This window comes from Pseudoalteromonas luteoviolacea NCIMB 1944 (assembly GCF_001625565.1).
Classification (GTDB): domain Bacteria; phylum Pseudomonadota; class Gammaproteobacteria; order Enterobacterales; family Alteromonadaceae; genus Pseudoalteromonas; species Pseudoalteromonas luteoviolacea_F.
In genome coordinates this window covers 108,956-131,711 of record NZ_AUXS01000016.1, presented here as the reverse complement: position 1 = coordinate 131,711, position 22,756 = coordinate 108,956, and the positions used below count along the sequence as shown (strand labels likewise).

At 43.7% G+C, this 22,756-nt stretch carries 18 protein-coding genes; 10 read left to right on the top strand and 8 right to left on the bottom strand.

Annotated elements, in window-relative coordinates; all coding sequences use genetic code 11:
- Window positions 1–37: 37 nt before the first annotated feature.
- From N483_RS05505 to N483_RS05485, 5 genes are all read left to right on the top strand, one after another.
- Window positions 38–703, top strand: coding sequence for a response regulator (locus N483_RS05505; protein WP_023402058.1), 666 nt, complete (start codon window positions 38–40; stop codon window positions 701–703).
- Between the two features lie 8 nt (window positions 704–711).
- A complete protein-coding gene (gene creC / locus N483_RS05500) occupies window positions 712–2,154 on the top strand; it encodes a two-component system sensor histidine kinase CreC (RefSeq protein ID WP_023402059.1) in 1,443 nt (480 codons plus the stop codon).
- A gap of 71 nt (window positions 2,155–2,225) precedes the next feature.
- On the top strand, window positions 2,226–3,578 hold the full coding sequence (creD, locus tag N483_RS05495) for a cell envelope integrity protein CreD (RefSeq protein WP_023402060.1): 1,353 nt from the start codon (window positions 2,226–2,228) through the stop codon (window positions 3,576–3,578).
- 107 nt (window positions 3,579–3,685) lie between these two features.
- The gene (locus N483_RS05490; RefSeq protein WP_023402061.1) at window positions 3,686–4,324 is read left to right on the top strand and encodes a LysE family translocator; all 639 of its coding nucleotides are present in this window, start codon (window positions 3,686–3,688) and stop codon (window positions 4,322–4,324) included.
- A gap of 14 nt (window positions 4,325–4,338) precedes the next feature.
- Window positions 4,339–4,848: a GNAT family N-acetyltransferase gene (locus tag N483_RS05485; RefSeq protein ID WP_023402062.1), complete on the top strand. Its 510-nt coding sequence runs from the start codon at window positions 4,339–4,341 to the stop codon at window positions 4,846–4,848.
- Between the two features lie 200 nt (window positions 4,849–5,048).
- On the opposite strand, the gene N483_RS05480 is transcribed toward N483_RS05485, so the two are convergent.
- Window positions 5,049–5,738, bottom strand: a complete 690-nt coding sequence (locus N483_RS05480) for a tRNA (adenine(22)-N(1))-methyltransferase (protein ID WP_023402063.1) — start codon at window positions 5,736–5,738, stop codon at window positions 5,049–5,051.
- 2 nt (window positions 5,739–5,740) lie between these two features.
- The gene (locus N483_RS05475; RefSeq protein ID WP_023402064.1) at window positions 5,741–6,346 is read right to left on the bottom strand and encodes a TetR/AcrR family transcriptional regulator; all 606 of its coding nucleotides are present in this window, start codon (window positions 6,344–6,346) and stop codon (window positions 5,741–5,743) included.
- A 191-nt stretch (window positions 6,347–6,537) separates the two neighbouring features.
- On the opposite strand from N483_RS05475, the gene N483_RS05470 reads away from it, so the two are divergent.
- Genes N483_RS05470 through N483_RS05460 form a run of 3 tightly spaced genes read left to right on the top strand, consistent with a single transcriptional unit; the run spans window position 6,538 to window position 8,447 of the window.
- Window positions 6,538–7,578 (top strand): MBL fold metallo-hydrolase, encoded by a 1,041-nt coding sequence (locus N483_RS05470; RefSeq protein ID WP_023402065.1) that lies wholly within the window; start codon window positions 6,538–6,540, stop codon window positions 7,576–7,578.
- 60 nt (window positions 7,579–7,638) lie between these two features.
- Window positions 7,639–8,001, top strand: a complete 363-nt coding sequence (locus tag N483_RS05465; RefSeq protein ID WP_023402066.1) for a nuclear transport factor 2 family protein — start codon at window positions 7,639–7,641, stop codon at window positions 7,999–8,001.
- A gap of 26 nt (window positions 8,002–8,027) precedes the next feature.
- The gene (locus N483_RS05460) at window positions 8,028–8,447 is read left to right on the top strand and encodes a hypothetical protein (protein ID WP_036977338.1); all 420 of its coding nucleotides are present in this window, start codon (window positions 8,028–8,030) and stop codon (window positions 8,445–8,447) included.
- A 31-nt stretch (window positions 8,448–8,478) separates the two neighbouring features.
- Here N483_RS05460 and N483_RS05455 read toward each other — a convergent pair whose 3' ends face one another.
- The gene (locus N483_RS05455) at window positions 8,479–9,324 is read right to left on the bottom strand and encodes an ADP-ribosylglycohydrolase family protein (protein WP_023402068.1); all 846 of its coding nucleotides are present in this window, start codon (window positions 9,322–9,324) and stop codon (window positions 8,479–8,481) included.
- A 545-nt stretch (window positions 9,325–9,869) separates the two neighbouring features.
- Between N483_RS05455 and N483_RS05450 the strand changes: the two genes are divergently transcribed.
- Entirely contained in the window at window positions 9,870–10,811 is a 942-nt protein-coding gene (locus N483_RS05450) for a glycerophosphodiester phosphodiesterase family protein (RefSeq protein WP_023402069.1), read from the top strand.
- 55 nt (window positions 10,812–10,866) lie between these two features.
- Here N483_RS05450 and N483_RS05445 read toward each other — a convergent pair whose 3' ends face one another.
- Window positions 10,867–12,657, bottom strand: a complete 1,791-nt coding sequence (locus N483_RS05445; protein WP_023402070.1) for a sulfite reductase subunit alpha — start codon at window positions 12,655–12,657, stop codon at window positions 10,867–10,869.
- A gap of 13 nt (window positions 12,658–12,670) precedes the next feature.
- Entirely contained in the window at window positions 12,671–18,100 is a 5,430-nt protein-coding gene (locus N483_RS05440) for a glutamate synthase-related protein (RefSeq protein WP_023402071.1), read from the bottom strand.
- A gap of 549 nt (window positions 18,101–18,649) precedes the next feature.
- Here N483_RS05440 and trpS point away from each other — a divergent pair.
- Window positions 18,650–19,648, top strand: a complete 999-nt coding sequence (gene trpS, locus N483_RS05435; RefSeq protein ID WP_023402072.1) for a tryptophan--tRNA ligase — start codon at window positions 18,650–18,652, stop codon at window positions 19,646–19,648.
- A gap of 76 nt (window positions 19,649–19,724) precedes the next feature.
- On the opposite strand, the gene vioE is transcribed toward trpS, so the two are convergent.
- From vioE to N483_RS05420, 3 genes are read right to left on the bottom strand one after another with little or no spacing between them, the layout of a single operon-like run.
- A complete protein-coding gene (gene vioE, locus N483_RS05430) occupies window positions 19,725–20,327 on the bottom strand; it encodes a violacein biosynthesis enzyme VioE (RefSeq protein ID WP_023402073.1) in 603 nt (200 codons plus the stop codon).
- A gap of 1 nt (window position 20,328) precedes the next feature.
- Window positions 20,329–21,465: a hypothetical protein gene (locus N483_RS05425; RefSeq protein WP_023402074.1), complete on the bottom strand. Its 1,137-nt coding sequence runs from the start codon at window positions 21,463–21,465 to the stop codon at window positions 20,329–20,331.
- Window positions 21,465–22,754 (bottom strand): FAD-dependent oxidoreductase, encoded by a 1,290-nt coding sequence (locus N483_RS05420; RefSeq protein WP_023402075.1) that lies wholly within the window; start codon window positions 22,752–22,754, stop codon window positions 21,465–21,467. The genes N483_RS05425 and N483_RS05420 overlap by 1 nt, the downstream gene beginning before the upstream one ends.
- Window positions 22,755–22,756 lie beyond the last annotated feature (2 nt).

The following is a 22,756-nucleotide window of genomic DNA, read 5'->3' as shown; positions in this document are numbered from 1 at the left end:
AACGATCATACACTGTAAAGCATCTCTAGGGGGCGCCTTGAATATAGTCATTATTGAAGATGAACCGGCAATCGCGGATACATTAACACACGTATTGGAGCTGGATGGCTTTGAGGTTAACTGGTTCAATACCGCAGGCGCGGGAATTGAATATTTGCGCTCAGCACATGCTGATCTATTGGTGCTTGATGTTGGCTTACCTGATGGCAATGGTTTTGAGCTTTGTAAGCAGATCCGCGCGTTTTCTGCTCTACCAATTATTTTTTTGACGGCGCGATCAGACGAAATTGATCGTGTTGTTGGGTTGGAAATAGGTGCTGATGACTATGTCACTAAACCATTTAGTCCAAGAGAGATGTTAGCGCGAATAAAATTAAGACTGAATCCTAGACAGCAAACGCTATCACACGTCAAAGATATAACCACGTCCGACTTAACAGAAGAAAATTACGACTATCATAAAAATGGTGTCGCATTAGGTCTGACTGCATTGGAGTTTCGGTTGCTTAAAGCGCTGATCACCGCATCATCACGTGTTCTAAGCCGCCAACAGCTGATGGACTTTGCCGATATGCCGATTGAAGAGGCATATGAGCGAAATATTGATTCGCATATCAAATCTATTCGCAATAAGCTGAAAACTGTGCAAATGAGTGATAACTTAAAAACCAAACGCGGTTTTGGTTATTACTTTGAAGACTAGGAAGTACGATGCAGCGCTGGCCTAAAATTCCACTGGGACTGAGACTATTTTTGCTCTATTTCGTCATTGTGATCATGACGACCTATTTTGTCAGTTCAACACTGCTCAAAGAAATCAAACCGACAGTGCGTCAAACTACAGAAGAAACGCTCGTTGATATGGCAAATTTGCTCGCTGTGTTGGTGGCTGATGACCTGGCTAATGAGACCTTACAAAGTAGTAAAATTGCCCATTTAATTCAGCAGTTTGGTAATAGAAGTGTCGATGCGGCGATCTGGGGAGTCGATAAGAAATCCATGACTCACCGAATTTATGTCACTGATATGTCAGGTATTGTGGTTGCGGATTCTTGGCAACAGGACATTGGGCGTGATTTTTCGCGCTGGAATGATGTGTATCTTACCCTTAGGGGACAATACGGCGCTCGTTCCACCGCGACAGATCCAAATGATCCGCTTTCAACGGTGATGCATGTGGCGGCGCCAGTCATATACCAAGGCCAAACCATTGGGAGTTTAACGGTTGCCAAAGCGAACCGCTCTGTACAGCCATTTATTGACCTGTCAAAACAGCGAGTAATTAATTGGCTCGCGGTCATGAGTGTGCTGGTGTTATTGGTTGGAGCCGTGATTGCGTGGCGCATTAACTCAGCATTGAAAAAACTCTCTGTATACGCTTATAAAATGGGGCAGGGAGAAAAGGCGGCAAAGCCAGTTTTTAGAGTATTTTATGAATATGGGCAGCTCAGCGATGCTCTGGCGGATATGCGAAATCAACTCGATGGTAAAAATTACGTTGAGTCATATGTTGAAACACTGACCCACGAATTGAAAAGCCCGCTCTCAGGGATAAAAGGAGCCAGTGAACTATTACAGATGCCGCTAGAAGAGGCTAAACGACAGCGATTCGCGACAAATATTGAGCGCGAGTCTGAGCGCATGCAGTCTTTGATTGACAAACTATTGGTGCTGGCAAAACTAGAAAAACAGCCTGAACTTGAACAGACAAGTGATATTAATAGCGCCGATTTAGTACACTATGTTGCAGATACGCTGAACATCAAGATGGAACAAAAAGCGGTTAAATATCAATTTGATGATACACATAGTATTGCTATTGTCGGCGATATCTTTTTACTGCGCCAAGCTTTACTTAATCTGTTTGATAATGCACTAGATTTTGTTACTCAAGGCGGGGCGCTTGAAGTGCACATAGTGCAGCGAGATGAACATTGTTGTTTCGTTATTTTTAATGAAGGGGCGCCAATCCCAGACTATGCGCTAGCTCGATTGACCGAACGTTTTTATTCATTGCCAAGAGCCAACGGCAATAAAAGTACAGGGCTTGGACTTAACTTTGTTGATCAAGTGGCCAAGCTACATTTTGGTTACTTGCAAATTCGCAACCGCAACAAGGGAGTCGAAGTGACGTTGGCAGTGAAAACTCCATAAAGACTCCACAATAACTCCACGAGTAAGCCAAATAAGGTTATTAGACTGTTGGTAAACCTAAGGAGTTAATCATGAATAACCAAAACAAAGAAAAAATGGGCGTAAAGTTTGCGACCTTAATCGGGATTATTATCTTTCTGATGATACCTTTGATGCTGATAAAAGACTTGATTGATGAGCGCAGCCAAATGCAGCAACAGGTCCAGCGGGAGATAGCTAAAAGCAGTAGTGATGAGCAACGTTTAATCGGTCCATTTTTATATATCGAATTTGAGCGAGAAGTCGAGCTGAAAAATGAAACCAAGGTGATTAAGGACAAAGCCTTTGTGTTACCTGAAACGCTTAAAATACACAGCAAATTAGATACATTTGAAAAATACCGGAGTATTTATAAAGCGACCTTGTATCGCTCTATCAACACCATCTCAGGTGAGTTCTCGATTGCTCATCTACACGCACTGCGAGCAGAGCAAGTGATAAGTGCAAGCTTGGTATTTGGTATCGAGGACATTAGAGGTATCGGGTTAGATTCAATATTAAAAGTGTCTGGCCAAGAAGTAGATATATTACCGGGGTCACTTTTAAACAGTATTCAAGAGGGCGTACACGCGCCAATCTCAGTGTCGCAATTGGCGAACGAGACTTTAACCTTTTCAGCAGATCTGCATTTACAAGGGATGACACGGCTTTCATTGTCGCCGCTTGGCAGTGAAACGCATTTGAGTATGTCTGCCAACTGGCCTCACCCAAGTTTTGAAGGTGAGTATTTGCCTTTGAGCTCTGAAATCAGTGACGAGTCATTTACAGCACGCTGGCAGGCGAGTTATTTCTCCACCAATATGCAAAGCATTTTTACTAATTGTGTCATGCGCAGTCAATGTCAGATGTTATACAGCCGAACTATGGGGGTTGCGTTAGTGGATCCGGTCGACCACTATTTGAAAAGTCATCGAGCAATCAATTATGCCTTACTGGTTATTTTGTTGGTAATGGCAAGCTTTTTCCTGCTCGAGCTGGTGCGTTCAGAGCCGATCCATCCTGTGCAATATGGCTTTGTCGGACTTGCGTTAGCAATCTTCTATCTACTCCTTATCTCATTAAGTGAGCATCTCGGATTTGGCGCTGCTTATCTAATTTCCACGTTAAGTGCGACAGGTTTACTTGGCTGGTATGTTACCGGGATACTCAAAAGTTTAAAACTAGGGCTCTACTTCAGTGCCGGTCTAATCATGTTGTATAGCCTGCTCTATAGTATGTTAGGTGCAGAAGATTATGCACTATTGATGGGCAGCTTAATGTGTTTTATGGTGTTGTCTTTGGTAATGATTTTAACACGCAAAGTGAATTGGTATGGCCATGCTCGTAGTCAGCAAAGTGCCTCAGAAGCCACTACAAATATTAAAAATCAGTCCCCTGCGACTTAGCGAGGATCAGGGCCAATAAAATCAATAATTAAAGGTGATTTATTTAGATAGACAATGTGTGGCAAAATTGTCGGTTTTTTGCAGCAATAATGATGGAGATTGTATAAATGCTAGAGCTTTCGATTTTGCCACTGTTTGCCATGACGTGCTTACTTCTTGCGATTTCACCTGGGCCTGATTTGGTGTTGATTTCGGCTTACTCTTCAGGGCAAGGTTTTTTGGCTGGGGTGAGGATATCACTGGGAATTTTTATTGCGGGCCTGTTGCAAACATTGGGTGTTGCTTTAGGCTTAGGTCAATTAATGCAACAGTTTCCACCGTTAATAATGCTGGTAAAATTACTCGGCGCCTTATATCTAGCTTGGCTTGGCGTGAATATGCTAAAAACTTGGTGGATAAATAAAAAACAACCACAAGCGTCCGTTAAAGCCACACCTTTGTCTTCTCGAAACCTTCTTATCAAAGGGTTTTTAAATAATTTAATGAACCCTAAAGCCATTTTGTTTTTTAGCGTGTTTTTAGTTCAATTTACAAATGATACGCAGCCTATGGTGCCTCAAATCATCACCTTAGGTGTACTACTATGTACAATCGTTTTGCTAGTTAACTTTGCTTTTTCTATTATTTTCAGCAAAGTAGCGAGCATTTTTGCTGGCAAATTTAAACTTGCGCAACACTTTGACGGTATTCTAGGCACGTTATTCCTAGCACTAGCAGCGAGACTGGCGCTCTCAAAAGAACATTAATTTGGATGATATACATGACAACAATAACAACATTAGAAACAGAGCGGCTGAAATTAGTTGCGCCCACAACGGATAGCCTCGATGCCTATTTACAGTTTTATACCGACGCAGGCGCATCAAAAATGTACGGTGGCCCCATCGAACCGGCGCAAGTACTGGCAAGGCTTAAAGCCGATTTAGGTTGTTGGTATTTGTATGGTTTCGGTGTGTGGGTCGTGCAGGAAAAAGCAACGGGAAAGTATATTGGTACATGTGGCTTTTGGCGTGGTTACAACTGGCCAACTGAACTGACATGGTGGTTGCTACCCGAAGGTCGTGGCAAAGGCTATGCCGTTGAAGCGTCAGAAGCCGCGATAAAACATGCATATGACGAGCTGAATTTTGAACATGTGCAAACGTATATGAATGACGATAATGCCCCCGCTCGCGCTTTAGTAGAGCGTTTGGGTGGTGTTAAAACGGATAGAATGTGTTTCCCTGACGGCCTATATCGGGATATTTATACGATAAACGCCCCTCAATAACAAACACCTGAGCAACAAAAAGCGATGCAACGAGTAATATCCGATACGGGGCGTAATTTTGCGCCAATTACCGGCGCGTTGTTTTCTCTTGGCTACTTTTTGATACTGTGGCCAGTTATACTCATATGTTCATGGTTAAAGCGGCAATATGTTAGGCATGTATATCGTAGTTAAATATTTCTAAAAGGCGACGTAAAGGATTACTCGGCTATGAGCTCAACATTTTCATAGGCTGCAACAATGGCAGAGACATCGCCACTACCTTGGTCTATACGCTTATAGTGTGCAATGGTTTTACTGAGGTATTCTGATGCCACAGCACGGGTTTGCTCGTCACGGTAATACCAAATTTTTTCACCAACAGGCGAGATGTCGTCAAATACTGTTTGGCGAGCTGCTTTATTTGATAGTTTTAGCAACTCGTAATGGCGTTTGTTTTCTTTGATCAATACTTCGTCGATTAAATGTAGTTCAAGACTATTGAGATCTTGCCTCAATGCATATAAATGATGCACAGGGCAGAGCAAAAATTCGATGTCTGCATTAGGGTGATCGGCTAGTATTTGTTTCACAAAGGCACTACACAGATCGCCGCCTACACCTGCAATAATCACTAAGTGTTTGCCTTGCTTTTCACTTAGTGGCAACTTGGCGACGTCCAAACAATGGGTTTGCCACTGGTCGCTTTTGTGTAGATAGAATTGCCGTAATTTCGTTTCCAGGGCTTGCATCAAGTGCGGCACAATATCGACAAAGTGAATTTTAGCATTGAGGCCTTTATCGAGCAGGTTGGCACCAAGTAGGCCGTGATCGCAGCAGCAATCCCATATATGGGTATAGCGGTCATCAACCAATGCACTTATTTGAGCAAGTCGTTTACCCAGCTTCATTTTTATTTACCACCTTTGACTTGGTAGCGAGCTAGAAATGTATCCACTGTCTCTTCAATGATTTTATCTTCGGTAATATGGGCATCCATCTCAAAACCATACAGGCGTGGGTAGAATATGAATGATTTAAGTTGAAAGACAAACTGCTTGGTCGCAAATGTAATATCGTCTATTTCAAGTTGCTCAGCCGCAATTGCATGATCTATGAAGGTTTCAAAATAGCGCATACAACCGACTTTGGTGTTATTCAAATGTACTGCCATATCAGGATTTTGCAGTAACTCTAAAAACGCAACCCGGGCGATACGTAAAAAGGGCGCTGAAGTCAGCATTTTTGCTTCGGAGCGTGCAATCTCTATAAGCTGTTGGCGCATAGTTTTGTCATTTGTATAGATCAACTCCTGCTCTTGAGTTACTTGGTCGAGCATGTTTTCGATCACGGCATAAAGAAGCGCTTCTTTGCTATCAAAATGATTGTAAACCGTGCGTTTTGATACTTCGGCAGTTTGTGCCACCAAATCCATACTGGTTTGTTGTGCTCCATGTTCAGCGAATAAAAGCTCTGCTGCTTGAATGATTTGCAGACGTTTTTTTTCGGACAGCTTCATTGTTAACTCCTCATTTTGACGAGGCTAGTGTAGCTGAATTTAAAAAAAGTTGCACTGCATAGTTTACTTTTTATATTGGATGTGAAAAACTGCACCGTGTAGTTTACTTTTGGTGATGGCAAATGAAAGCTAGATATAAAATCTCCCTTTTTGCAGCAGTATTATTTGGATTAACGGTTGGAGGATGCACTATGGTTTCAAACTTAGATGCACAAGTGAATGAAGCGGGTTATTACTCAACACAGTTTAAAGCGGGTAAATTTCATAATAGTAATGAAACTGAGCAGCCCAACATGAGAAAAACCCTAGGCATTTTCTGGCGTTATATTACTGAAACTAAACAGTCGCCGGTGCCGAGTAAGCCTTTACCTATGGTACAGCAGAGCACATCTATGCTGACTCAGTTGTCTGATACACAAATCCATATGATAAAACTGGGTCATTCATCGGTATTACTGAAAGTGTACGGCAAGTATTGGCTGCTTGATCCGGTATTTTCAAAGCGCGCTTCGCCTTTCAGCTTTGCAGGTCCTGAACGTTTTCAAGACACGCCTATTTCCCTTGAAGACTTGCCGCCCATTGAACGCATTCTGATCTCTCATAATCACTACGATCATTTGGACAAAGACAGTGTATTGGCGCTCATAGACAAAACTAAAGAAATTTTTGTACCACTTGGCGTTGAAGGTGACCTAAAACAATGGGGTGTTGATGACATTAAGGTCAAGGCATTTGACTGGTGGCAAGAGCACACGGACAACAATAGCCTAGTATCATTTGTACCAACTCAACACTTCTCCGGTAGAGGATTGGGAGATAGCAATAAAACACTGTGGGGGTCATGGGTTATTAAGGCTGGCGATCAAAGTATCTATTTCAGTGGCGACTCCGGTTATTTTGATGGATTTAAAGAAATTGGTCGTCGCTATGGGCCATTCAATTATACCTTCATTGAAACTGGTGCATATGACAAAGATTGGGCAGATATCCACATGACCCCAGAGCAGAGCGTGCAGGCGCATCTCGACTTAAATGGTGAGGTCATGTTCCCTATTCACAATGGAACATTCGATTTGGCTTTCCACTCATGGTACGACCCGCTTGAGCGTGTGAGCAAAGCGGCTGAGCATGAGCAGGTGACAATAAACACGCCGATTGTAGGGGAAGTGATCACGGCCGGCACGCCTCATAACAATGCCTTTTGGTGGAAATCTCTGATGTCGAAAGGTTAACAGCCACGTTTTGTTTGTATAATATACCGGTCCAAAGCAACCTCGTTTTGGACCAGACCTATGAATACAGAAATAGAACAAACCACCATTGATATTGTCGACCGACAGCTTGAAGCCTATAACAATCAAGATATCGACGCATTTGCAGCGACTTATAGTGAAGACGTAGAAATTTACCAATCTCAAACTTTGGTCTTCAAAGGAAAGCAAGCGCTCATTGAGCGTTATGGCAAAAAGTTTTCAAGCCTTAGTTACTTACATGCTTCTTCTTTGACGCGTATTGTTCAGGGGCACTTTTTAATCGATCATGAGCTGGCTCAATCGTCAACTCTACCCAGTAAAGAGATTGATCATAGCGTCAAAGTGGTTGCTGCATACGAAGTAAAAGATGGCCTTATCTGTAAAGTCACTTTTATGGGCTAATATTTAGATCATTCGCAGCATTTACAGTGTTGTTGATATTGATTATTATTATCAATATCAACGGCCAAATTACCTTCAGGATGAATTATCAACAGCTAATTGCTAAAGACGCTTTTGAAAAAGCGTATCAAAACGCAAGTGCGGAATTTGCAGTGCAGGCAATGATCCTTAAACATAGCCCTGCCAATATTGATAACTTGGCCGCCTACATAGATGCTGGGCGCAAATTTGTAGAAGTGTGCCTAAAAGGCGGTGACCAGCTACATGTTACTCATTTAAAAATGTGGATTAGGCGTAATTTGGTATTAAATTATGGCCGAGGCGCAGCTAATTTGTCTTTTCAAAATATGTGTCTAGCTGAGCTTATGTATTTAGATAAACAACTCAAAACAGTATTTGCCAATTATGGCAATAATATCACCCCCTTGTTGCCGCAAGTGAGGTGATATTAAAAACAAACGCGTTTAAATATGGGCGTTATGAAAGGCTGTTTATGGTGCGCTTTAATTGTGCTGACAGCTGAATTAAGTAATCTCGACCATACTGGTTGTTTTCAAGCTCTGCGAATAAAAAAGCAGGTAAATCATTAACATAGTCTTCATTTAGACTTGCAATACCCAGAGCGCATGCTGCAACAGTGTCAACATCACCGCCAAAAGCGACTGATTGAGTGAGTATTTCAGAGAAACTGCGTGCTTTAACTAAAACGGTGAGCAAGGCGTTTACGGTTTCATGACCGCAACAAGCGACCTCTTTATTCCAGTTAATATCCCACTTAATATCGGTATGAGATTGAACAAAATTAGCGACTTGCTGTTTGGGTCCAAGTTGATAGAAAAAGTAGTGACTAGCTAGTGCGACAGCTTGAGAAGAATTAATACCGACAGGTGTGTTGTGAGTCACACAAGCCTGTAGCTTTGCCTTGTTGAGAACATCGTCAATATTGGGAAACAATCCTATTGGGACTGAACGCATTGCTGCACCATTGGCTGTGCTATTGGGCTTTATTTTTGCCAAAAATTCATCAGCGGATTCAATTGACTCCAAAAAGGCATAAAACCCTTTTGAATACCCAAGTCGCTTGTCCCGTTTAAAACACTCAACAAACTTTCGTGTAATACTTTCCTTAGTCCATGGTTCAGAGCTTACTATGAGTTCTGCTAACGCAATCGACATTTGTGTGTCGTCTGTATAATGGCCTGGCGCAATACCTAAACCGTGTTCATGGTAGGCTGTCAGGTTATTATAGTTTGTAACTTTTTCTTTGCTAGCAAACTCAAAGCCAGCACCGTAAGCGTCACCGATAGCGATTTCTAGTAACATGTAACTTCCTCTATTTGTTCCATCAGTAAATTTTCTACCTTTGTCATTGTTGAGCAGGCCGCTTAGCTTTTTAAACAAGTAAAAAGTGAAAGTTTGATTTTCTTTTATCGAGCCTGAGTTGCAGATCATAAAGGTTAGGGATTAGCACTTAACAGTGATACTCAAAATGTGACCCATTTGACTAATGACACTCTATTTAATAATTCAGGGTGCAATTTAGTACGTTGGAAACTTGCTTTGCACTTACTTTATCAAAATCAAAAACAATCATTGTTATGATGTAGGGCAGCATGAGCAAACCAAAAAGCCTATCAACAACGCTTTTTCATCACAAATACGCCTCACTAAATAACGACCAATATCGTTTAGAGAGGCTTGTTTTTCTTATGGGTATTTTTATCATTGCTATGAATAAAAATAAAGCACCTTCTGTTGCCATTAGGGGCTACTGTAACATTTGTGCCCAGATAAGGGGTTTGATAATTCCTTCAGCAAGACATTTTTGTTAAAATAGTGCGCTTAAAAGCTTATTTTTGAGGAGTTTCATGAAACACTGGGCTGTACGTATATCCGTCTTAATACTTATCATATTGGTTGCTAGGCAACCTGACCTTGAACTGGATCATCAAGGAAAAATCATTTCGTATAAAGGATTAGTACAACCAACGGATTATTCAGGTGTAACAAATGAAACTTGCACAGCACGCCGACTAGCTTCCGTTGAGCACCCATATATTGAAAACACAATACCTGCGATAGGCAAAGCATTTAAGCTAGGTGCAGACACAGTACACTTAAACATTCATGCTACGACGGACAAACAATTGGCTGTGTTTCATGATTGGACGTTAGATTGCAGAACTAATGGCGAAGGGGTGACGTCTAAGCAAACAATGGAACACCTCAGAACACTCGATGCTGGGTATGGCTACCGTGTTGGCGAAGAGGAAACCTATCCATTAAGAGGTAAAGGGGTAGGGCTGATACCTTCTCTTGCAGATGTACTTGAGCAGTTTCCTGAAAAGTCATTTCTACTCAATCTAAAAACAGCAGGGCCAGATGCCGTTGAAGTGCTTAAGAGTCATTTGGAAAAGCTTTCTGAAGCGCAGCGCAATCGTTTAAGCTTTATTGGTCTTCAAAGTGTGTCTGAAGGGATCATAGAAAAATTCCCAAACCAAAAGACGTACTCAAAAGAAGTTGGTAAGCGCTGTTTAGTGAAATATATCTTTATTGGTTGGTCTCGTTACTATCCAAAATCTTGTGCCAATACAACTCTGGTGTTACCTGAGCAATTTGGTCGCATCTTGTGGGGGTGGCCTGATCAATTTGCTGCGCGTGCCCAGCAAAACGGCAGCGAAGTATACTTATATCAAACCAAGCAACCTTATTCCAAAGAAAGCGATTTTAGAAAGCAGGGGATCGGTTTATTTACCGCAGATATGTATGGCTTAGCTGAGGCGGCAAAAAGCCAAGAAGCCAATAAGTAGGTCAACTGACGTTGATTAAATAGTGAAGAGGCCGCAAGTTGCAGCCTCTTTTTCATTAATACACGTCTCTGACATAACGCTTTTGTTTTTTCAGGCTCGCTACGTAGGATTGAGCTTGTTCAGCATCTAAACCGCCATGTTCAGCGATCACATTATGAAGTGCTTTGTCGACGTCTTTGGCCATTCTAAATGCATCCCCACAGACATAAAAGTACGCGCCGCGTTCAAGCCATGAAAATAGCTCAGCGCCTTGTTCTTGCATTTTGTCTTGAACGTAGACTTTCTGCGTTTGATCTCGGGAAAATGCCAAGTCTAGGCGGGTTAAAATCCCAGATTGTTGCATTGCTTCTAACTCTTCTTGGTATAAAAAGTCGCACGCCTTTTGTCTATCGCCAAAAAACAGCCAGTTGTCACCAGTAGCCTGTGTCGCTGCGCGTTCTTCTAAAAAGCCTCTAAATGGCGCGATACCAGTACCAGGACCGACCATTATAATGGGGGCTGACGTGTCCTCAGGAACAGAGAAGTGCTTATTGGGTGCGAAGTAGCACTTTACCTTGTCGCCAGGTTTACAAATGTCGGCCAAAAACGTTGAACAAACGCCATTATGTGTGCGGTTGTCCTGAGTATAACGGACGCTTGCGATCGTTAAATGCACTTGGTTTTGATGTTTCTTAATACTCGAGGAGATGGAGTAGGCTCTCGGAGCAAGAGGCTTGGCGAGACGTATAAAGTCGCTGGCCGTAAATGCTGTCGGCGCATATTTTGTTAATAGGTCAACGCAATCTAGTCCCCAAAGAAAATCATTGAGACTCTGCGGATCCTCTTCTAATTTGGCAATAAATTCGGCATTGCCACTGCGTGCAGCTACCTCAGCGATAAACTCTTTACTAGGTACTCGGATCTCTAAGTGTTCACTGAAGATGGTTTGCAGTGCAAGAGTATGACCATCAAATTGTTCGTGTTGTTCTTTCCTTGCGCCGAGTATGTTGATTAACTCTTCGACCAAATCAGGCCGATTACATGGAATTAAATTGATGGCATCACCTGCGTCATAGCTCTCATTTGTATCGAGCAATGAAAATTCGTAGTGACAGGTTTCTTTGCCAGAGTCTGGTTTATTTAATGTATAGGCATTTATTAGCTCGGCTTCGAACGGGTTATCTCGATTGAATTTGGGTTTTGCCTTTTTTGTTGCTGCGGGGGGTGGACTGGGCACAACTTCACTATGTCCATTACTGCCTTTTTGCGCAATGGTTGGCAGTGTCTCTGCGATCCACTCCTGCGCTGGAGATTCAAAGGCAACATCGCAATCGACCCGCTCTGCAATCCGTGTGGCCCCCAGCGCTTCTAAGCGCTCATCCCACTGAATGCCTGCAAGACAAAAATCGTCGTAGTTGGTATCGCCAAGTGCTAATACGGAGTAATACGTATTGTCGAAACGCGGTGCGCTTTCGCTCGAGATATCGTCCCACAGAGCTTGGGCATTGTCAGGCATTTCTCCTTCACCGTAGGTACTGGTGATGACCAGCAAACGTTCGGCTTGGCTTAACTGTGTAAGGTCAGCGTCATCCATGTCAATAACAGCAGGAGACAGTCCATGGTTTTTAGCTATCTCTGCTGCTTCTTCTGCAACGCCTTCGGCATTGCCTGTTTGCGAACCATAAATAATGGTTAACGGCTTGATCTGCTGTTGTGGAGCACTGGCGGTCGAAACATGTTCTTCTTTAACTAATAACCGGGTGTGCAGCCCAGCTAAAAAGCCGCCCAGCCACTGGCGTTGATCGTCATTAAACGGAATATCTTGTGGCAAAAACGGGACTTTTTTGTTGCTTTTTAATTGTTCCATAAGGTTCTCCTAATTACGCTGCGGTTTTGACGGCTTCAGACAGTACATAGCAATAATGTGTAGCGAGCAGCTCATCGAGACTGCGGTACTCGAGCAGCGCTTTTTGCACGGCTCTATCTCTGTGCATGATCCACACACTCGTGCCTATCGCATGTGAGTCACAGACCTCTCTGAGTGAAAGCGCATCTTTGTAATCTTGCACGCGTTTTAAAGCCAACAGGCAGCTAAGAGCCTGATCGTCATAACTGGCCAAAGCTTCTTTTGCATCTTTGGCTAGTGAATCAATCAGTTTGTGATCTAAGGTTTCAAACAAGTACTTTGCGGTGATCTCCGTATAACCCTGTGCATGTTGTTTTTGCACCAATTGCTCCGCTCTGTGAAGCACACCAGCACTACTTATATAGTTGTAAACTAATTCGGTATCGCAATCGCCGTAGCCGGGTAGCTTGCCAGCGAACAGGGATGCTGCGTTACTGTGATACTTGTGATATGCAAGCTGGATAGCTTTGACAGACTTATTTGCCCAGCCGAGCGATAGCTCTTCTAGCATTGTCCGCCTATTTAATGACAGGACAATCTGTTCTGCGCAGTGGTACTGATAAAGTGCGTTTGGAATAAGCACATAAAAGTGTTGCTTAGCGGATTGCCAATTATCTATTAGTGCTTGCACACGTGGTGAGCCAGTAGCCGCGAGGTGATCGTGCAAATGTTGCAACAGCGCCAGTTCCTGTCCGCGACTTAGTTCATCGTCCGTGGCCAAACACAGCGCCGAAACGGAGTCTTGCGAGCACAGTTCACTAATTTGACCCGATGGATCATATTGATATGCGGTTCCGCCACTCATGCCATTGCCAAACCCTTTACCATAAGCGCCTAGGTTGACGATGGCACCATTGGTCATGTATTCACAGCAAAAATCGCCCACACCTTCTACAACCGCGACCGCGCCGGAGTTTCTTACTCCAAATCGGTCGCCTGCCTGACCGCAAACATAGAGCTGTCCGCCAGTTGCACCAAATAGTGCGAAGTTACCAATAAGGACATTTTCATCGATATTTTTACCACTGCTGGTAATGGTGATCTGACCGCCACTGGCGCCTTTGCCAACCCCGTCGTTACAGGTTCCAATATGGCGAAGCGACATGCCTGAATTATTGAAGGCCCCGTAACTTTGACCAGCAGAGCCTGAGGTATGCAAGTTAACACTATGCGGTTTGAGTACAATACGGCCATTTTCAAGACGCATGATAGCGGGGTGGGCGTTGATATCTTTATCTGACAGTTGGTAGGTCAAAATGCGTTCAATATCGATTGCCAATTGACCTGCGACGGTTTTATTACAGTTATTGAGTTTGATAGATTCACTGTCGAAGCATATCTTTTTAGTCGTTATAAACTCGCTTTGTAACTGTTTTAGCCATTTGTTATCAATATCAAAATTGGCTTCCAAATAGACTGGCGAGTCGAATTTTATCTCTTCGGCAGGCTTTAACATTGCAGTCATATCTAACTTGCCAACCATGGCAGGATGGGAGACAAGATGCAGTAAATCTGAGCGCCCACGCACTTCAGTTAATGAGTGATAACCTATGCTGGCCAAGATCTCTCGTACTTCGTGTGCAACGTTCATAAAGTATTGTGCCAGTGCTCTCGGATCGCCTCGGTATACTTCTGGGTTGGTGGTAAGTCCCGCAGGGCACTTTAAATTACAGTTTTTAGCCATTACACATTTGAGCATCATAAGCGCTGTGGTGCCAAACTCGAATGAATCGCCGCCCAACATAGCCGATTTAACAACATCGCTACCCGTTTGATGTGCATTGGAACATCGCAGTGTGATTTTATCTCTGAGGCCGTTTTCACTGAGTGCTTGATGCACTTCGGCAATGCCAATATCTGCCGCTCGGCCAGTGTGTTTTAAGCTTGTTACTTGGGCTGCGCCTGTCCCGCCAGTGTTTCCTGCAACATTGATGACATCGGCACCAGCTTTGGCAACACCAACGGCAATCGTACCTATCCCTTCTGAAGACACGAGTTTAACAATAACCCTGACACGTGCTGCTTTGGCATCGTGGATCAGCTGGCCTAAATCCTCAATCGAGTATGTATCGTGGTGAGGTGGTGGAGAAACCAGCTCTACACCCGGTGTGCCACCGCGTGCTGCGGCTATCACGACATTGACTTTAGGCGCTGGTAACTGACCACCTTCACCAGGTTTAGCACCTTGACCAATTTTGATTTCGATTTCTTGCAGTGCTGGGTCGGCTAAATAGCCGGTCCAAACGCCAAAGCGCCCAGAAGCAAACTGCTTTATTTTACTGGCTTTGACTGTATTGTAACGGCGAGAGTTTTCACCGCCTTCACCCGAGTTACTCATCGCACCTGCGATGTTCGTACCTTGTGCTACGGCTTCATGGGCTTTTTCAACCAGTGCTCCATGACTCATGGCACCTGAAGCGAAAGTGGCAGTGATTTCGTGGGCGGGTTGCACTTGGGCAAGGGGCACTGGCGCCACCCCTGTACAAAGTTTTCCGCACAGTTTATCTAGCGTAGAGTTGGTTCGTGTGACTATTAAGATCTTATCATTGGCTGGTAGCACCTCGTAAATTTCAGTTTTGAATAACTGGTTTAATGCCTCTGCAAGGTGCAAATTGGTATCTGGCTGATTGGCACTGTGGCTAAGCAGCCATTTATGTTGAGCGATAGGCTCTACGCTTAAACCTCTAATATTGACTTTAAAAGAACCGGAAATCTCTATCAGTTTTAAAGCATCAACAAAGGCCTGTGTGCTATCAAGGTTTGTAAAATCAAGCGGTAGAGAAAGGACATCTCGCAGTGCAGCTGGACGATGATGACGTTCAACAAGTAGGTTGTGACTGAAATCTCGATAAGCTTGTGTGATTTCAAATTGGGCTATTTGCGCGGGGGTTCTGGCTTCGTAGCCAAGATCTTTATAGCCGTCATCTTCGGGTAGAATAACGCCTGTATCTGTGGACTCGAGCTGTGACTCATCAATATATTGAATTTTTTCCTCAGTCATATTGATGTATTCACGTACGGCAGTTGTGCCAAAACTGTGGCCAGCCCCTTGGGCCCGTTCTTTAAATAAGCCGAGCACAGGAATTTGATCTTCGGCTTGAACCTCAAATACTTTTTTGTGCCACGTAATAGCGCTATCAGCAAGATCTTTAAAGCGAGCTCCACCTACAGGTGAGTGAATATTGGGAAAAATAGCTTTGAGTAGCGGATCGTGTGTGTCGATAAAGTTGGCTTCAAAGAATTCTCCACCAATGTAGCTCTCGACAGTACACAAACCAAATTTACCCATGGTTTTCATCAGTGCTTTTTCGGCGGCCTTTTGATATCTGGCAAGGGCATCAAAAACCATACCTTCGTCTTTAAATAACTCGATCGCACGATTGTAAACGGTAATAGGGCAGACTGCCGATGCGCCAAATCCCAATAGGCAAGCTATGTCATGTGTGCTCGCGGCTTGTCCGGTGTGACAAATTAAACTGGTGTTGAAACGCAGACCTTCGGCAATCAACTTTTGGTTGATAGTAGCAACGGCAAGTAGAGCAGGAATAGCCGCTTGTTGATGCGTAACATTCTGATCGCTAAGTACAATGATGTCGCAACCTTCACAGGCTAGCTGCTGTGCTCTACAAGCCAGAGTTTTGAGTGCGTCAAGTAGCTGTTGTTGATGGTCATTATGACTTGCATCAACATTGAAGAGCATTGGCAGTGTTTCGACTTTGAGTGCACTCTGCGTTGTAATTTTGGCTAAATCATGGGGTTTTAACAGTGGAGAATTAAGCACTATTTGGCGATGGCTAGTCGAGCTAATATTGGGTTTTGCCCCCAGTGCAACACGCAGCGTCATACCGTCAACTTCGCGTATGCTATCTAATGGCGGGTTAGTCACTTGGGCGAAACGCTGACTAAAATAGCGAGAAACGCCACCTTCCTCTCGAGTCAATACATTGGGCGCAAGGCCATAGCCCATTGCCGATATTTTCTCTGAGCCATCTTGCAACATGGGGTCTAGCATAAACTTAAAGCTTTCTTGGTTCATACTATAAGCGACATGTTGCGCAGTAATGTTTAAATGGGTGTTTTGCGTTATATCACTGTGCGTTACATCGGGTAATTCAGCGAGCGTGAGTCTTGCTTCACCTAGCAAGGCAGCATAGTCATGCTCTGAGGCGAGCTCTTCTAGAATTTGAGCAGTAAATTTAATTTCTTTGTGCTGATGATCAAATACGATCATACCGCCAGCTTCAATCCTTCCTCTGCGAATAATCTCCTCAGCGGGAAAGTCTATTTGACCAGCTTCACTCATTACTGCCAAATAGTCGTGAGTTTCGACACTACGCAAAGGTCGTAGGCCAAGTCTGTCGAGTCTTGCACCTACCTTGACGCCATCGCCAAAAATAAAGGCGGCGGGACCATCATTTTTCTCTTCGTAAAGAGAGAAATACTCGAGCATCGCGCGTACAGGCTCGGACAAACTGTCATCGTTTTCCCAAGCTGGCGGCATCATAGCAAGAGCGGCAACATCAATGGGCATATCATCTTCAATGACACGTCGAGCAAGGGTTTGATCTAGCCGCGCGGAGTCTGATTGCCCAGCCGGAAAGATCAGCCGTTTGTTTTTATACTTCGCAATGGCGTTTTCACTGAGCCGGTTTTTACGGTCAGTGTTTAATTCTCCATTGTGTGCCATACGTCTAAATGGTTGGGCAAACATGGGGTTAGGGGCTGTATTGGTTGAAAATCGGGTGTGAAAAAACAGCGTGTGTATCTGTTGATCGGGATCATTGAGATCTTTGAAATAGGGGACCACTTCCCAGCTGTTCAATCGGCCTTTTAATACCTGCGTCCTTGAACTCATGGATAGGGGATATAAACCCCGAAGCTTTTGTGTGGTAAACGCATGCTGTTCTATTTCTTCAAGCGCTTGATGAATAAGAGATTCAAATAGTGCTTGACTGTGAATGTGAGCAGGGCGCAAAAAAATGACTTGTTTTATGGTTAGTTGTGCCTGCTGGCTTGCGCTATTGAGCACTGCGGCATCGGTTGCAACATCACGGGTGGTCAGTACATCTAGCTCATATTGCTGTAGTACCGTATTTATCAAAGACAATGCATCTTCTCGATTGACAGTGTCATTTGGCAGGAAAAAGTTAGCAACACCAAACTCGCCCAGCTCAAGAGCAGGTTGTTTGGTCACTTTTCTAAAAAATGTGAGAGATAAATCAATATTTACACCAGCGCCATCGCCAATTCCTTCGGCATTCATTCCACCTCTATGTGGGATCATACAAAGTGCCTGATGTGCGTGTTGGATAAGTTGGTGTGTTTTTAAGCTCTGCTTGTGAGTAATAAAGCCGACACCACAACTAGACTTATCGAGGTCTTTATCAAATAAATATCGTTTCATAGTGTACCCAATTCAGTAAAACGGGTGTGCTCATCCTAGTATTTGACTTTGAAAACGAGCTACACATTTTTTAAGCAGGCTTTCCAAGCTACTTCTTTGTGAATTTATATGCAAATGATAAATATTTGTATTCTCTTTAGTTTGGTTTTTGTGCGAGATTTTGAGGTGTTAAAATAAAATAATGTTAAGTTATGCATCTGATTTTTAAGTTGTATTTTTGAGTTTGGAACGCGGGTGATGACTTGTTGAATATTTTTCACGCTGGTGAATTTATATTGTGTTTATCAGCTTTTTACATGAGGTTTTTTGTTGTTCGAAGTTTTATTTCAAAGCCTGTTTATTTAACAAAAAATAATCTTGCTGTATACACAACCCTGTGTTAGCTTAAATCCGTTATGAATACTTTTAACTTTGAAACACTTATCAAATTTTCTTGGTGGCGCTCTTAATTGAGCGGCGCTTGAATACGTGTGTTCAACTGCTGCCGAAAGGTAAGGGTTGAACAAAAACACTGTCTCTTTCGGTAGCCAACTAAACAAGGAGACAGCTATGACACATACCATTCTTACCGGTGACAGACCAACCGGCCCTTTGCACCTTGGACATTTTGTCGGCTCACTGCAACATCGTGTTGCGTTGCAAGAACAACATAATCAAACGATTCTGATTGCCGATATGCAAGGGCTGACTGACAACGGCCACAACCCGAAAAAAATTGCCGACAATATTTTTAATGTGATGGCTGACTATTTAGCTGTAGGTATTTGCCCTACTAAGACCACCATTTGTTTGCAATCGGCACTGCCTGCTTTGGCGGAGCTTGCGATGTACTACGCAAATCTAGTGAGTGTATCGCGACTTGAGCGCAACCCAACGGTGAAGGCCGAAATTGCCAGCAAGGATTTTGGCGCATCAATCCCCGCGGGTTTCCTAAATTACCCAATCAGTCAAGCGGCTGATATAACTGCTTTTGACGCTACCTTGGTGCCAGTAGGTGAAGATCAGCTACCTATGATAGAGCTCACCAATGAAATTGTAAGAAAACTCAATAATGTTGCTGGCCAACCAGTATTGGTGGAAGCGAAACCATTGCTAAGCAAGGTGTCTCGTTTACCTGGCGTGGATGGAAAAGCAAAAATGTCTAAGTCATTGGGTAACGTCATCACTTTTGGCAGCACAGATGATGAAATAGTTAAAGCCGTGCGCGCTATGTACACAGATCCAAATCATCTGCGTGTCGAAGATCCTGGGCAGGTTGAAGGCAATGTGGTGTTTACCTACCTAGATGCATTTCATGAAGATAAGCAGTACATCGAGTCATTGAAAGCGCATTATCGACGCGGCGGGCTTGGTGACAGCAAACTAAAAGGCATATTGGTAGATTGTTTAATTAATTTAATCTCGCCCATTCGAGAGAGAAGAGCACACTATTTAGCAGATCCGCATCAGCTGAAAGCCTTGCTTAAAGCTGGCACAGAGCAAGCTGATCAAAAGTCACAGCAAGTATTAGGTAGAGTGAAAAGCGCATTTGGCTTAAGTGTTTTTTGAAAGGAATATTATGTGACCGACCACGGTTTAACTAAACGGTGGTCGGCACGCCTCATTCCCAATGCGATTGGGTGTCTTACTCAGGTTGTTTTAATGGAGTCGGTTGAAAAATTTCAGGGTCAATTTCTCGAGTATTAAAATTGGGGAAATCCCGTACCGATGCCATTTTTTGTGGATCGCCTGTAACCATTCGCAAAAGTTGATTGGTATCCGCTTTGAAATAGTAAGTGGCTGGTCCCTTATTATTAGGACGCTCAAAGTGCCAAATATCCGCTTCAGTGCCCATCACTTCACAGGTGCCTATAAACTCGGCGTTGCATAGCTCAAGTACATCTTGCATTAATATCAACTCATGGCAGGGGTCAACCTCATCGTTTAATACTTGCTCTTGAAACGAGCTTTGTTGATCCATTTGCGCACGGCTATAAGCGATTTTGGACTTAAAAGATTCATTGGTTGCCGGGTACATGATCTCCGACATCCACAATCTATGACCGGTCTTTTCTTCCGACCAAGGGTTAAACAACCCATCTATTCGACAGACATTATTGGCGTAATCAAACCAGCAATAACCAGACGTGATATGGTCTTGCGGCTGCATTGGCTGCCAGTATGAAATGTAACTGCTATTCCACTGCGTAGGTAGCTTAGGGGGATGCTTTTGTTTTTGCAGATCCATATTATTTGTCTCCGCGGGCAAGGGCTCTTTCAAGCGCTTGGCCTAAAGCTGCCGGTAATGGTGGGAGCTCGCCACGGCGCTCAGCAAAGCTCTGAGCGACTTCGCCCGTAGACAAGTGCATTCTGTCTTCTACCGTTTCAAACCAAAGGCGGCTGATGGTTGCATGTTGATCAAATAGGCGCATGATTGGCATAACGTGCTGGTTAAAGTCAGCCAATGCAGCTTCAACATTGTCGGGGTTATCGAAAACGGCTTTAACCAAGATTTGTGCGCCAACCACAGCCATGGTCGTACCGTGACCGATTGAAAAGTGACCCGACTGCAATGCGTCACCGAGCAGAGCAACGTTACCGTCATATGCTTTCTCATGGCTAAGCGTCATAAAGTTACGCCATTTTAAGCCTTCTTGCGCCATAACCGGATTGCCGTCTAACTCACTTTCAAAGACAGAAGCGATGAATTTCTCTGCTTCTTGCGGCGACATTTCATCAAGCCCCGATTTTTGATAGGTTTCTTCACTGCACTCGACGACGAATGTGCTCATCGTGCTTGAATATTTATAAGAGTGTGCGACAAAAATGCCTTTTGAGTGCGACTTAAAGATCAAGTTCATGGCATCAAATGTTTTTGGTGTGCCGTACCACATGTAGCGGTTTTTACCAAATTCCACTTTGGGTTTGAGGGAATCACGGTAATAAGTCGTGGTGTGATTAATGCCGTTTGAAACCACGACTAAATCGTATTCGTTGCACAATAGCTCTGCATCTTCTACCGCAGGATGTTCGTAATCTATGGTGATACCTAAGCCGACACATAATTGTCTAAGTTCACGAACCATCGACTTTCGCTCGGCACCACACAAGGTCACTCCTGTGCTTTTCAACGCACTTTGATTGTGGTGCGTTAGCTTAAAGTCTTCTAAATACTGGGCATCGAGTATTTCATGGTTTTCTAAATATGACAAAGGGTTAGCCGGGTGATGCGGCGCTCTCCCTGGCAGTACAACACCCCAGCCAACGACGTTGGCGTCAGGGTGGTTTTTCTCAATGATACGAATTTCCCATTCTGGCTTTAACTTTTTGGTTTCACTAGCAAACATCAGACCTGATGGACCGGCACCAACAACTAAAATCTTCATTAATTCATTCTCCCTATTTTGTACCAAACGTTTTGCTTTTCTTGCTTATCTCTTAATTCACTGTAACGCATTGATGTGAAGTAAAGTTTTTCTGCCATATCTGGCGGGTAATGATCTGGAAATTTCTGATTCATATAGCGTGCAAATCGAGCTCGCATAAAAAAGATAGGGTCTGAGCAACTAAGAACTTCATAGTTAGCACGGGCCATATCCTGCATGGCATCGGCTTCAATTTTGCGCTGAACGGTAAATTCTTCGAGGATCTTGGTAAAGTCATCGCCATATTGGTCAAACAAGGTGTCCAATACATAGGCGTCTTCGAGCGCCATATTCATCCCTTGACCTAAAAATGGTGCGGTCGCATGGGCTGAATCGCCAATCAGTAATGCGGTGTTTTTATAATGGAACGTAGATGAGCGCACGTTGATTAAGTCATTGCTAGGCTTGATCATGAATTGCTCAAACATATCTTGACGAATATCTTCAGGAACCATTGGGTAGTATTTGTCGAAGAATGCTCGCATTGCGGTGCTGTCGTCACTGTGCAAGCTCACTTGACCCGTATAAGGAAGGCAAACCGCAAAGCTGATACTGCCGTCGGGGATTGTCGCAGCACGCCCTGCAAATTGTCCTGCTGAGTCCATGCCAAAGAAGTACAGGAGATCTTTGCGCAATCCAACTTTAGATGCATCGGGTACAACCAGTGTTTTATAACCATGTTTGAAAAATGATTGGTGGAACTCAAAACGCCTACAATGGGACTGCATCGCTTCTCTGACACACGAACGCGCGCCATCTGCACCGATAAGTAAATCACCTTTATGAGTAACAAAAGTGTCATTGCTGTCTTTTGTCATCACTGAGCAGTTATCTAAATTGACTTCGATACAGCGTTGATCATAGTGATAGTTCACACCTGCAAGTTCCGCATATTTGTTTAACAAAACTTGAAACGCACTGCGACTGAGAGATAGCGGCTTGAGTTTATCAAGCGGGGGTAGTTCACGCGTTTTTGGCTCTCCTTTAACAAAAAACGACATGCCAGATACTTCTACACCGCATGCTTGAAGCTCTTCAAGCGGGATCCCTGCCGCAACCACAGCCTCTATGCCCCGCACAGTCATACTTACACCAATGGCGCGTGAGCTGACCTGATCAATGTAGTCTGCTTGGCTCAATAGAGGGTTTCCACGTTTCTCTATGATGTGTACATCGTATCCGCGTCTTGCTAAGTATATGGCTGTCAGGCCACCGGCTAGACCGCCGCCAATGACAATTATTTTCTTCATGA

Excerpts from the sequence above, each read along its gene's own strand:
- N483_RS05470 (WP_023402065.1), top strand. The coding sequence starts at position 6,538 with ATGGTTTCAAACTTAGATGCACAAGTGAATGAAGCGGGTTATTACTCA.
- trpS (WP_023402072.1), top strand. The coding sequence starts at position 18,650 with ATGACACATACCATTCTTACCGGTGACAGACCAACCGGCCCTTTGCAC.
- N483_RS05420 (WP_023402075.1), bottom strand. The coding sequence starts at position 22,754 with ATGAAGAAAATAATTGTCATTGGCGGCGGTCTAGCCGGTGGCCTGACA.
- N483_RS05425 (WP_023402074.1), bottom strand. The coding sequence starts at position 21,465 with ATGAAGATTTTAGTTGTTGGTGCCGGTCCATCAGGTCTGATGTTTGCT.
- N483_RS05485 (WP_023402062.1), top strand. The coding sequence starts at position 4,339 with ATGACAACAATAACAACATTAGAAACAGAGCGGCTGAAATTAGTTGCG.
- N483_RS05475 (WP_023402064.1), bottom strand. The coding sequence starts at position 6,346 with ATGAAGCTGTCCGAAAAAAAACGTCTGCAAATCATTCAAGCAGCAGAG.
- N483_RS05465 (WP_023402066.1), top strand. The coding sequence starts at position 7,639 with ATGAATACAGAAATAGAACAAACCACCATTGATATTGTCGACCGACAG.
- vioE (WP_023402073.1), bottom strand. The coding sequence starts at position 20,327 with ATGGATCTGCAAAAACAAAAGCATCCCCCTAAGCTACCTACGCAGTGG.
- N483_RS05480 (WP_023402063.1), bottom strand. The coding sequence starts at position 5,738 with ATGAAGCTGGGTAAACGACTTGCTCAAATAAGTGCATTGGTTGATGAC.
- N483_RS05440 (WP_023402071.1), bottom strand. The coding sequence starts at position 18,100 with ATGAAACGATATTTATTTGATAAAGACCTCGATAAGTCTAGTTGTGGT.
- N483_RS05455 (WP_023402068.1), bottom strand. The coding sequence starts at position 9,324 with ATGTTACTAGAAATCGCTATCGGTGACGCTTACGGTGCTGGCTTTGAG.
- N483_RS05445 (WP_023402070.1), bottom strand. The coding sequence starts at position 12,657 with ATGGAACAATTAAAAAGCAACAAAAAAGTCCCGTTTTTGCCACAAGAT.
- creC (WP_023402059.1), top strand. The coding sequence starts at position 712 with ATGCAGCGCTGGCCTAAAATTCCACTGGGACTGAGACTATTTTTGCTC.
- N483_RS05490 (WP_023402061.1), top strand. The coding sequence starts at position 3,686 with ATGCTAGAGCTTTCGATTTTGCCACTGTTTGCCATGACGTGCTTACTT.
- N483_RS05450 (WP_023402069.1), top strand. The coding sequence starts at position 9,870 with ATGAAACACTGGGCTGTACGTATATCCGTCTTAATACTTATCATATTG.
- creD (WP_023402060.1), top strand. The coding sequence starts at position 2,226 with ATGAATAACCAAAACAAAGAAAAAATGGGCGTAAAGTTTGCGACCTTA.